This window comes from Novosphingobium sp. (assembly GCF_041915465.1).
GTDB lineage: Bacteria > Pseudomonadota > Alphaproteobacteria > Sphingomonadales > Sphingomonadaceae > Novosphingobium.
Window position 1 is genome coordinate 60,217 of sequence record NZ_JAYSBK010000005.1, and the last position, 10,503, is coordinate 70,719.

The window sequence follows — 10,503 nt, forward strand, 5'->3', positions numbered from 1 at the left end:
GGCTGGTCCGACACCATGCTAGCGCACCACGAAGTAATGGATCCGGTTCGCCCCGGGGATCTTTTCCGCGACGCCCACGAAGACGTGCTTGGTCATCCAGGCATGGGGGCCATCGGGAGCATCGAAGCGCGGCGTGACGCGCATGTAATAACTATCGTGTGAAACCGGTTCATTGCGGCGCATCAGTTCGGCAATCTCCGGGGTCTTGGCCCAGCGATAACCCCGGTTCTCAAGGTAGATGACGGCCCCGTCATCCGCTTCGAGCAGATAGCGCGCATCGAAATCGATCACGCCGTTCGGCCGCGTCAGGGGGAAATCCCCGCCCGACATCGGAATCACCCGGCCATTGAGCAACGGCCCTTCGACCACGCCATCGGCAGCATGGATCGCGGCCCGCATGTCACCCCGGGCAGGCGGCGTAACCCAATGCGGCTTGGTCAGGGTGATCGAGATCGTGAAAGCGAACTCAAGCTGCGGCGTGAAGGGATGTGGTACGGTCATGGCCGATGATCAGCGCCACCATTGTTGATTTGTCAACTTGAATTTGACGGATGCGGTGTGCGCCACTAAGCCCTGAGCCACCATGGCGCTGCCACCGACTTGGAATCTGTTTGGCGAAGATCACCTGCCGCACCGGCTGCAATTGCTTGCCCGGATGATCGATCGCGAGTCCGCGCGGCAGCTTCAATCGCAGTCGGGCCTGAGCCTTGCCGACTGGCGTGTCCTGGCGTTTGCGGGGACCGCCGGAATGACGTCGGCCGCCGAAATCTGCACCGCGTTCCAGATCGATCGCGCTGAAGTCAGCCGGGCCATTTCCAAGCTCAGCCAGTCGGGCCTGATCGTCCGCACGCCGGACGATGGCAACCGCAAGCGCCTGCTGCTGCAGCTTACGCCGGCCGGCACCGCGCTTTTCAGCAAAACCCGCCAGGCCAGAGTAGCTTACTTCGCGAAGATTACCGCCGACCTGACCACCGAGGAGCGGCGTACGCTTGAGAAGCTGATTACCAAGATTGCCCAGGCCGTCGATTCGTTCGGGCATGGGGCTTCGAACTCCATGACAGAGCTCACTAGCGAAACCCGCGAGGTCGACTAGGGACAGGTCCGTACCAAAAGGGCCCGCACCGAGGCTGCAGCTTACCGCACCGAAGGGTGCGCCAAATTTGCGCAAGGCACGCCATACCGACCGAACCACGAACCGCGCAGCCGGGTGCGGGCCTGCGCCTGCAAGTGGATTATGCCCTGCCCCTCTATTCGACGGCCATCCCTGCCATGCTGCCCTCGTCGCGCCAATCGGCGATCACCTTGAAGAACGCGTCCGACCCCTTGCCGTAGGAGGCATAGCTGGCCGCGAGCGGGCTGAGCTGGCCTTCCCCGTTATAGTATCCGGGGGTGCATTCCTCGAGAAACTTGCGGCGATCGAGCAGCGAACTCAGGATTTCCTTTGTCCAGCCCAGTTCCGCTTCCTCGGTCGGCTCGACCCGCGTCGCCTGTTTGCCCATGGCCTCGGCGATGATGTGGGCGGCATGCTTGCTCTGCTCGGCCAGTGCGTGCGGATAGTTAGCGGTAAAGCCCGACTGGATGACCGAGAAGATGAAGCAGTTCGGGAACCCGTTGGCCATCATGCCATGCAGGGTCTTCGCCCCATCGGCCCACTTTTCTTCCAGCGTCCGACCGCCGACGCCGTGGATCTGGTAACCCGAACGGCGGGCATAGCTGGTGCCGACCTCGAACCCGGTGGCAAAGACCAGGCAATCGAGCGGATATTCCTTGCCGTTCGCGACCACCCCGGTTTCGGTAATCCGCTCAACCCCCTTGCCGTCAGTATCGACCAGGGTCACGTTCGGCCGGTTGAACGTGGCCAGATAATCGTCGTGAAAGCACGGGCGTTTGCAGAACTGGTTGTACCAGGGCTTGAGCGCATCGGCCGTCTTTGGATCGGCGATCACTTCGTCAACGCGCGCGCGGATCGATTCCATTTTCTTGAAATCGGCCAGCTGGACCAGTTCGGCGGGATCGGCCGCCCCTTCCTTTGCCGCCCGCATCCGCGCCACGACGCCAAGGTTGCGGATGATCTCGGTCCAGCCATCATTGACCAGATCCTCGTCGGCCCAGCCGCCGGAGACCAGCGTGTTGAAGTTTTCCATGCGGTGCTGGTGCCAGCCCGGCTCAAGCGCGGCGGCCCACTGGGGATCGGTCGGCCGATCGCCGCGCACGTCGATCGAGGACGGGGTGCGCTGGAACACGAACAGCTCTTTCGCCCCAGCCCCCAGGTGCGGGACGGCCTGTACCGCGGTGGCGCCGGTACCGATGATGCCAACCACCTTGTCGCCCAGCTTGTCCAGCCCGCCGCGCGAATTGCCGCCGGTGTATTCATAGTCCCAGCGGCTGGTGTGGAACGTGTGACCCTTGAAGCTTTCAATCCCCGGGATGCCGGGCAGCTTGGGACGGTGCAGTGGGCCGTTGGCCATCACCACGAAGCGCGCACGCAAGCCATCGCCGCGATTGGTGCTGACGATCCACCGGCGGTCGTCCTCGTCCCAGCTGAGGTCGGTCACCTCGGTCTGCAGCAGCGCGCCGTCATAGAGGCTGTAATGCGCGGCGATGCGCTTGGAATAGTCGCGGATTTCGTCGCCCTGCGAATACTTGCGCTCGGGCATGAAGCCGGTCTCTTCCAGCAAGGGCAGGTAAACATAGCTTTCGATGTCGCAGGCCGCGCCGGGATAGCGGTTCCAGTACCAGGTGCCGCCGAATTCGCCGCCCTTCTCGATGATGCGGATGTCGTTTACGCCGGCATCGCGCAGCCGCGCCCCCGCAAGCAGCCCGCCAAAGCCGCCGCCGATCACCACCACGTCCACCTCGTCGACCAGCGGTGCGCGCTCGAGCGGCGCCTCGATGTAGGGATCGTCGAGGAAATGGGAAAACTTGCCCGCCATTTCGACATACTGTTCGTTGGCATCGGCGCGCAGGCGCTTGTCGCGCTCGGCCAGATATTTGGCCTTCAGCGCCGCGGGATCGAAGCCAAGTCCGTTCGCGGCAGATTGGGTCGCGGTATCGCTCATTGATGGTCTCTCCGGCTGCGCCTGTGTTTGGACAAGGCGTTCTTTAGGGTCAGGTTGGCACGACCGGTCGGCAAAGCAAAGTGACTTGGTGGGCCTTGCGGTCCTGCGCCTTGACCTTGCGGCCCGAACGCTTAGGCCGTAAACTCATAAACAGCGCCATCGAGGCGCCCAAATGGCTTCCATCTCGGACAAAACCGCGCGCCGGGAAGGCTGATTGCCTTTCCAAGGGCGGTTTTGTCCGAGATGGAAGCCATTTGGACGCCCCGATGGGGTTTGACCAGAATGGCCCAGCGCTGCGTCGGCAGGCCTTGAAATATCGACATATTCCAGCGTCCTGCCTCCTTGCACTGAGCCATTCTGCCTCAAACCTCGATGGCGCTGTTTATGAGTTTACGGCCTAGTCCGGACAGGAGAACACTCGACAAGCAGGAAGATCCCGCCAATGGCCAGAACCCAGGCCGCTGATTTCGAAGAGCGCAAGGAAGCGATCCTCGATCACGCTTCCGCCCTGTTTGCGCAAAAGGGATTCCTGGGCACGTCGGTGATGGACATCGCGCGCGCCTGCGGCGCATCGAAATCGCTGCTCTACCACTATTACCCGTCGAAGGAGGACGTGCTGTTCGCGGTAATGTCCTCGCACGTCGACCTGCTGCTGGAAGACGTCGCGGCGGTAAAAGCCGCCGGCTTGCCGCCGCGTGATAGCCTGCACGCCCTGCTGCACCGCTTCATGATGCACTACGTCGGCGCAGCCGATCGCCAGAAGGTGCTGCTGCACGAGCTCGACAACCTGCCCGGCGAACGCCGCCGCGAGATCGTCGAGGCCCAGCGCAAGATCGTGGACGCGGTGCAGGCACTGCTGACTGCGCCTCTGCCCGGTCGGTTCGACGATCCGGTCAAGGCGCGCGCGCAGACCATGCTCTTGTTCGGGACGATCAACTGGACCAGCAACTGGTTCCGGCCCGAAGGCGCGCTGACCTATGCCCAGATTGCCGACATGGCCTTCGACATGGTCGTTTCACCGGGCAGCTGATCTCATCTCAGGCGTCGAAGTCGATCTCGACATCATCGGACAGCGGGATCGCCTGACAGGTCAGCACATAGCCCCGCTCCATTCCGTCAGCCGCCAGGCCGAAGTTGCGGATCATCTCCACCTGGCCCTGCACCACCCGCGCGCGGCAGGTGGCGCAAACCCCGGCCTTGCAGGCGAACGGCGCGGCAAGGCCAGCCGCCCGGGTGTTTTCCAGAATGGATTCGAGCGCCGGATCATAGGTCAGCGCGCGGCGCTTGCCGTTGATCGTAACCTTGATCTTCTTGCCTGCGGCTTGCCGTTCAAGCCGTTCCACTTCCTCGCGCCGCGCTGTGCTCAATTCATCCGCACTGAAGCGTTCGCTCCTGATCTGGCTGGGGTCCAGCTGCGCCAATCGCAGTGGACCTATGCCGCCTTCCTCGAAGCGGAAATCAACCTGACCGACCAGCTGACCCTGACGCTGGGCGGGCGGATGGTTGGCTTCGAACTGGAACTGAAGGCGCGCCCGCACCCGCGCCTGCGGCTCGATGCCTCGGTCGGTTACCTCGACACGCGCTACAACGACGGTCAGTTCCTCGCTCCGGGCGATCCGGCGGCGACCGATCCGCGCGGGATCGCCCTGGGCGAAAATGCCTTCCCGTTTGCGCCCAAGTGGACGGCCAGCTTCTCGCCCACCGTTACGCTGGTCCAATTCGACAAGGGCGGGATCGACCTGTCGGCAGACGTCACCTACGTCTCGCAGCAGTACTTCGATCCGTTCAACGACCGCCAGGCGTTCGGGCCGCTGGGCAAGGGTCAGAGCGGCTATGCGCTGGTCAATGCCAGCCTGCGCTATGATGCGGGCAATTTCAGCGCCTCGATCTGGGCCAAGAACCTGTTCGACAAATCGTACAATGCCTACGGGCTGAACATCGAAAGCTTCGGGTTCGACTTCTTCACGCCGGGTGCCCCGCGCACCTATGGAGTTGAGGCAACCGTCCGCTTCTGACGCCGGCCAAGGCCCTTCCGCGCACCATCCTCTCCAGCGCGGAAGGGCCGACCGGTCGAAAAATTTCGCTCATCTCACCAAGTGAGAAGCAGCCCACCCCCTTGTGTTGCAGGCTTCGCAGGCCCGCCTATCAGGCAGGCTCAGACCCTTCGGTGAGAGCGATTCCCCTGATGTCCAAGACCTACCGTATCGGTCAGATCGTCCCCAGTTCCAATACCACGATGGAAACCGAAGTGCCGCGCATGCTGCTGGCACGGCGCGCGATCCGGCCCGAAGATTTCACCTTCCATTCCTCGCGAATGGCGATGAAGCACGTCACCAAGGAAGAGCTGGCCGCAATGGATGCGCAGAGCGTTGGCTGCGCACGCCAGCTCGCCGATGCCGAAGTCGACATCATCGGCTATGCGTGCCTGGTCGCAATCATGTCGGCCGGGCGCGGCTATCACTGCGTGAGCGAGGAACGGCTTGGTGCCGCGGTTGCCGAAGCCGGCCATGCCTGCCCGATCGTAACCAGCGCGGGCGCGCTGGTACAGGTTCTGCACGAGATGAAGGCCCGCAAGGTTTCGGTGGTCACGCCCTATATGCGCCCACTCACCGACCTGGTGGTGGATTACATCGTCCACGAAGGGATCGCCGTGCAGGATTCGATCGCGCTTGAAATCTCGGACAATCTTGAGGTCGGGCGGCGCGATCCGATGGCGCTGATCGCAGATGTCGATGCACTGGACCTGACCGGCAGCGATGCCGTGGTGCTCTCTGCCTGCGTGCAAATGCCCTCGCTTCCCGCGATCGAGGCGGTACAGGACAAGCTGGGCTTACCGGTGATCACGGCGGCGACCAGCACCGCCCGCGTCATGCTTCAGAAGCTGGGACTCGATCCGGTATCCGTCGGTGCGGGCTTTGCCCTGTCCGAGGGGTTCCACGCGCTGAATTGACCCGCCGCGCGCCACACAAGCACCACAGCCGGGCGCAAGGTTGTTGCCCGGGATTGAAAAGGCCCCAGATTCATGACTACTTCGCGGGTGACCAAACTCGACCAACACCGCTCAAGGCAGGTAGGGGAGCGCATGGAACCCAAGTACTACCAGAACTGGCATCTCGCCAACACCGGCACCGAAGTGCAGGTGACCGAGTTCGAATGGGGGCTTATCCGGCTTTATGAGGCCTTTGCGCGTTGGGTTTCGACCTCAAGCTCGCTGCTGATCGACGAAGACATCAAGTTCGCAGAGCACCTGATTTTGCACATCATCCGGATGCACAACCGGCCGAAGAACTCCATCACCATCGCCCGGATGATGAACCGCGACGATCTCGCCAACCTGCAATACAGCCTGCGCAAGCTGGAAGGGGCCGGGCTGATCAGCAAGTCCAAGGACAAGACCGGCAAGAGCTTTTCCTATGTCGTCACCGACAAGGGCAAGCAGATCACCGATGGCTATGCCGCGATCCGCAGCGATCTGCTGATCCGGGCGATCAGCACGATTTCGAACATCGACGAACGCATTTCCGAAATGACCAAGCTGATCAGCATGCTGACCGGCATCTACGAAGAAATGGCCCGCAGTTCGACCACCTACAACGCACAGTATTGAACTGAAACGTCGTTCTCCAACCCCGACGCCCCCAAAGGGACGCCGGGGCCGCTGGAGAGAGCGTCAGGCGCTGGCTTCGTCGAGGAAGTTCTCGACCAGCTGGCGGAAGCGCGCGGCGTGTTCGACCATGGTCCAGTGGCCGCACTTGCCGATCGAATGCAGCTGCGAGTTTTCGAGCAGTTGGTGCATGGTCAGCGAGGCCTGCGGCGGCACCACGCGGTCTTCGCGGCCGTGGATCAGCAGCACGTCGTTCTTGATCGCCTGCAGCCCGTGGATCGGCAGCGCCTCCGCATCGAGCCAGCGCTGGTGCGGCAGCGGGAATACGCGTTCGAACACTTCCTGCGCACCGGGGCGCATGGTCGCGCGGTAGCGCATTTCCACCAGTTCGTCGGTGATCAAGTCCTGGTTGTAGGCCATCACGCTCATCGCGTTGCGCATGGCTTCGGGCGACGGCTTGTAGCCCCACAGCGCGGCCAGTTCCGGGCCAACCACGATCGGCACGCCGCCCGCGCCCATCAGCACCAGCCGCCCGGTGCGTTCCGGCGCGCGCCAGGCCATCCACAGCGCCACCGCGCCGCCAAAGCTGTTGCCGACAATGTGCGCCTTCTCGATGCCAAGCCCGTCCATCACCGCCAGCTGCTGGTCGATCCAGCTGTCCATGAACTTGAATTCAAAGTCATCGGCAACCGAGGTATAGCCAAAGCCGACCAGATCGGGCGCGACCACGCGATAGCGCTGCGACAGGCCGGGGATCAGCCCGCGCCAGTTCGCCCAGGCCGAAACCCCCGCGCCGGAACCATGCAGCAGCAGCACGGCATCGCCCTGCCCTTCGTCATGGTAGTTCGTGGTGTAGCCGCAGGTGGCCAGCGTTTTGCCCAGTTCGGGGTTGTCAGTCATCTCATGCTCCATTGGGCTGCGGGGGCGCAGCGCTTGATCAAAGGCCCCAGATCAAAGGCCAAGTTCGGTGCGGGGGCGCATCAGCGTGTCGATGCAGGCGTAGAGGATCTTCTCAAGGCACGGCATCAGATCGGGGACATAGGTCGCCCCCATGCCGCCCAGCCCTTCGGCGATCGGTTCGGGCGAACCTTCGGCCGGCCACGGCCAGCCCATCCGCGCGGTCGGCACGCCAAGGCGGCGCAGCGCCGCGCCGTCGGTCTGCCCGCCCAGCGGTTCGGGCTTGGGATAGGGCTTACCCTCGATATGCTCCCACCCGCGCCGGGCCGACTGGATGATCCAGTTGTCGGGATCGGTGGTGCCGCCGGGGGCGGAACCGTACATCTCCCAGTCGCAGTCGATCTCGGGGAACCGCCGCTTGAGGTCGGTCATGAAGGCTTCGAACTGCGCCTTCACCTCGCCCGGCGTGGTGCGCGGGCTGATGCGGACGTCGAAGAAGATCTCGGTCACGGCGCTAGGGAAGGCCGGCCGCTCGACCCAGCCGCCGCGCACGCCCGCGATCCAGCCGTGCGGATAGATATCGCCGGACTTGTTGCGCTCGGCATAGTCGATCAGCCACTTCTCCAGCTCAAGGATCACCGTGGCGGCGGGGACGACCGAGCTGCGGAAGGCATCCAGCCCGCGCGGCACCCCGGCATAGCCCAGCGTGCCCTTCACGCCGATCTTGAACCAGCCCATCCCCGGCTCTTCGTGATAGACCCAGTTCCACGGCTTCATGATGATCGCAAAATCGGGCGCCATCCCGCGGTTGAGCAGGTGGTGCACCCCGTGGCTCATCCCCGCGTTATTGCGGGCCGGGATCGTCACCGGCATCCCGCCATCGGCAAAGCCGACGTTGAGCGTGCCCTTCAGCGGCAGGTCCGCCTCGATCAGCGCGGTGGCGACTTCCATCAGCCCCGCAACCATCGCCTTGGGATTGGACGAGCCGAGCCCATAAACCCAATCGCCAACCATCGTGGCATGAGGCTTCAGGTCGGCATACTGTTCCGGGCCGGCCCAGGGGAAATCGCTCTCGTCGCCTTCCAGGTGCGTGTCGATCGGAGCGTAAAGCAGCAGCGTCGCGCCTTCGCCCGAGCCGCGCTTTTCGCCCAGCACGTTCGACGAAATCTCGGTCATCGGATCAAGCGTGGGCTTGAGGCCCACGTCCTTCATCCGCCCCGCGACAAACTCGGCCACCTTGCGCGTTGCACCGGTGGGCGAATGAATGTCGGTAATGTCGAACAGCAACTGCTTCAGCCGCCCCGCATCGAGCCGGGCGCGCGCCTTGGCATAGGCGGCTTCCATTTCCGGCGTGAACGGCATGGCAGTAGTCGGGATCGGGTTCGGTTCCATGATTCAGGCCTCCCTCAGCGCGGCATGGGCAATGATTGTCTGGGCATCGGCGAGCAGCTGGCGGTCGGCTCCGGGCTGGCCGATCACCTGCAGCCCCAGTGGCAAGCCATCAGCGCGCCAGGCGGCCGGAAAGCCGAGGCACGGCGCGCCAGTGGCAGTCCAGATTCGCTGGAACATCGGATCACCGGTTGCGCCGATGCCTTCGGGCGCCGCGCCCGGTGCGCCGGGGGCGAGCAGCAGGTCCACGTCAGCGAAGATCGCAGGCAGCAGGGCCTTGCATTCCTTCTGAAGCGCGCGGGCGGCGGCATAGTCCTCGGCGCTGGTCGCCGCGCCGGTGTCGATCATTTCGCGGAATTCCGGGCTGACCGCATCGGGATGATCGCGGCGAATATGGCCCATCACCTGCGCAGCTTCGGCGCGGTGGATCAGCAGCTGCGCGTCCTGCAACCGGGTGAAGGGCTCAGGTAGGGTCACGGCGCTGACGATGCAGCCTGCCGCGTGCAGCTTGGCGGCAAAGTCGATCAGCGCATCCTGCATCTCGGTGCTGGCCCGATCCCACACCGGCATCCGGCAGATCGCGACCTGTAAGGGCACGCGCGGGGCGGGACTGTCCGCTTCGCCGCTCAGCACGGCATCGGCCGCCACCAGCACATCGAGATCGCGCGCGAAGAGGCCCAGCGTATCGAGGCTGGGGGCGGTCGAAAGCACGCCCTCGTCAGGATAACGCCCGAAGCTGGGCTTGAAGGCCAGCGTGCCGCAGAAGCTGCCGGGGCGGATCATCGAGCCTGCCGTCTGGGTACCAAGCGCAATGTCGGCCTGCCCGTCCACCACGGCCGCCGCCGACCCGCTCGACGAGCCGCCCGGGGTGTGGCCGGGCTTGCGCGGGTTGACCGTGGGGCCGGGATGATAGGTGGCGAATTCCGCCGTCACCGTCTTGCCCAGCACCGCCGCACCAGCCGCGCGCAGTAGGGCAACAGCTTTGGCATCCTGCGCCGCGATATTGCCGGCATAGATCGGCGATCCGTGGGTGGTCGGCATGCCGGACACGTCGATCACGTCCTTGACGCCCAGCACTACCCCGGCAAGCGGACCTTCACCGCCGGTTGCGGCGCGGTCCACGTATGCCCAGGCCCGCACCGCATGGTCGCGCGCGTCGATCCGGGCGAGGCATTCGGCAACCCCCATCGGCTCAGTTCCCCACCATCCGGTGGCCCCAGAGCATTGGCTGGTCGTAGTTCTTGATCTCCCAGTCGGGTCCGATCTCACGCCCGCCATAGCCATATTCGACCCAGAAGCCGGACGGCGACTTGAGGTAGAAACTCTGCATATGGTCGTTGGAATGCTTGCCCGGCTCGATCGCCACGGGCACGCCCAGATCGCGCACGATGTCATAGCCATAGCCGACATCGTCGAGCGAAGTGGATTCCACCATCAGGTGCTGGAACTTGCCGCCGGGGCGCCCTTCGGCCTCGGCCATCAGCGCCAGGGTGTGGTGGCGCGGGTTGCAGTGCAGGAACACGGCGTCGTTATCGTCCCAGGCGATGTAGTCCG

The 10,503-nt window shown here is 64.1% G+C and carries 12 protein-coding genes; 5 read left to right on the plus strand and 7 right to left on the minus strand.

Annotated elements, in window-relative coordinates; genetic code table 11:
• Positions 1-18: 18 nt before the first annotated feature.
• Positions 19-501, minus strand: a complete 483-nt coding sequence (locus tag ACE3SN_RS02210; RefSeq protein ID WP_374527109.1) for a DUF3237 family protein — start codon at positions 499-501, stop codon at positions 19-21.
• Between the two features lie 82 nt (positions 502-583).
• Between ACE3SN_RS02210 and ACE3SN_RS02215 the strand changes: the two genes are divergently transcribed.
• Positions 584-1,093 carry a MarR family winged helix-turn-helix transcriptional regulator gene (locus ACE3SN_RS02215; RefSeq protein WP_374527110.1) on the plus strand — a complete coding sequence of 170 codons (510 nt, stop codon included), beginning with the start codon at positions 584-586 and terminating at the stop codon, positions 1,091-1,093.
• Positions 1,094-1,247: 154 nt separating this feature from the next.
• Here the strand turns inward: ACE3SN_RS02215 and ACE3SN_RS02220 are convergent, their stop codons facing one another.
• Complete coding sequence (locus tag ACE3SN_RS02220) at positions 1,248-3,059, minus strand: flavin-containing monooxygenase (RefSeq protein ID WP_374527111.1); 1,812 nt, start codon at positions 3,057-3,059, stop codon at positions 1,248-1,250.
• Between the two features lie 442 nt (positions 3,060-3,501).
• Here ACE3SN_RS02220 and ACE3SN_RS02225 point away from each other — a divergent pair, with 442 nt between their 5' ends.
• Complete coding sequence (locus ACE3SN_RS02225) at positions 3,502-4,089, plus strand: TetR/AcrR family transcriptional regulator (protein WP_374527112.1); 588 nt, start codon at positions 3,502-3,504, stop codon at positions 4,087-4,089.
• Positions 4,090-4,096: 7 nt separating this feature from the next.
• Here ACE3SN_RS02225 and ACE3SN_RS02230 read toward each other — a convergent pair whose 3' ends face one another.
• Positions 4,097-4,402 carry a 2Fe-2S iron-sulfur cluster-binding protein gene (locus tag ACE3SN_RS02230; RefSeq protein ID WP_374527113.1) on the minus strand — a complete coding sequence of 102 codons (306 nt, stop codon included), beginning with the start codon at positions 4,400-4,402 and terminating at the stop codon, positions 4,097-4,099.
• Here ACE3SN_RS02230 and ACE3SN_RS02235 point away from each other — a divergent pair.
• The 3 genes from ACE3SN_RS02235 to ACE3SN_RS02245 all read left to right on the plus strand — a co-directional run bounded on the left by ACE3SN_RS02235 (position 4,382) and on the right by ACE3SN_RS02245 (position 6,666).
• Positions 4,382-5,074, plus strand: coding sequence for a TonB-dependent receptor domain-containing protein (locus tag ACE3SN_RS02235; protein WP_374527114.1), 693 nt, complete (start codon positions 4,382-4,384; stop codon positions 5,072-5,074). The genes ACE3SN_RS02230 and ACE3SN_RS02235 overlap by 21 nt on opposite strands.
• 170 nt (positions 5,075-5,244) lie before the next feature.
• Positions 5,245-6,009 (plus strand): Asp/Glu racemase, encoded by a 765-nt coding sequence (locus ACE3SN_RS02240; RefSeq protein WP_374527115.1) that lies wholly within the window; start codon positions 5,245-5,247, stop codon positions 6,007-6,009.
• Positions 6,010-6,081: 72 nt separating this feature from the next.
• Positions 6,082-6,666: a winged helix DNA-binding protein gene (locus tag ACE3SN_RS02245; RefSeq protein ID WP_374527116.1), complete on the plus strand. Its 585-nt coding sequence runs from the start codon at positions 6,082-6,084 to the stop codon at positions 6,664-6,666.
• Positions 6,667-6,729: 63 nt separating this feature from the next.
• Here the strand turns inward: ACE3SN_RS02245 and ACE3SN_RS02250 are convergent, their stop codons facing one another.
• The 4 genes from ACE3SN_RS02250 to ACE3SN_RS02265 all read right to left on the minus strand — a co-directional run.
• The gene (locus tag ACE3SN_RS02250; RefSeq protein WP_374527117.1) at positions 6,730-7,563 is read right to left on the minus strand and encodes an alpha/beta fold hydrolase; all 834 of its coding nucleotides are present in this window, start codon (positions 7,561-7,563) and stop codon (positions 6,730-6,732) included.
• Positions 7,564-7,614: 51 nt separating this feature from the next.
• Positions 7,615-8,952: a M20 family metallopeptidase gene (locus ACE3SN_RS02255; RefSeq protein WP_374527118.1), complete on the minus strand. Its 1,338-nt coding sequence runs from the start codon at positions 8,950-8,952 to the stop codon at positions 7,615-7,617.
• Positions 8,953-8,955: 3 nt separating this feature from the next.
• A complete protein-coding gene (locus ACE3SN_RS02260) occupies positions 8,956-10,137 on the minus strand; it encodes an amidase (protein WP_374527119.1) in 1,182 nt (393 codons plus the stop codon).
• Between the two features lie 4 nt (positions 10,138-10,141).
• Positions 10,142-10,503, minus strand: a 362-nt coding sequence (locus ACE3SN_RS02265) for a VOC family protein (RefSeq protein ID WP_374527120.1), incomplete at its 5' end; no start/stop codon positions are given.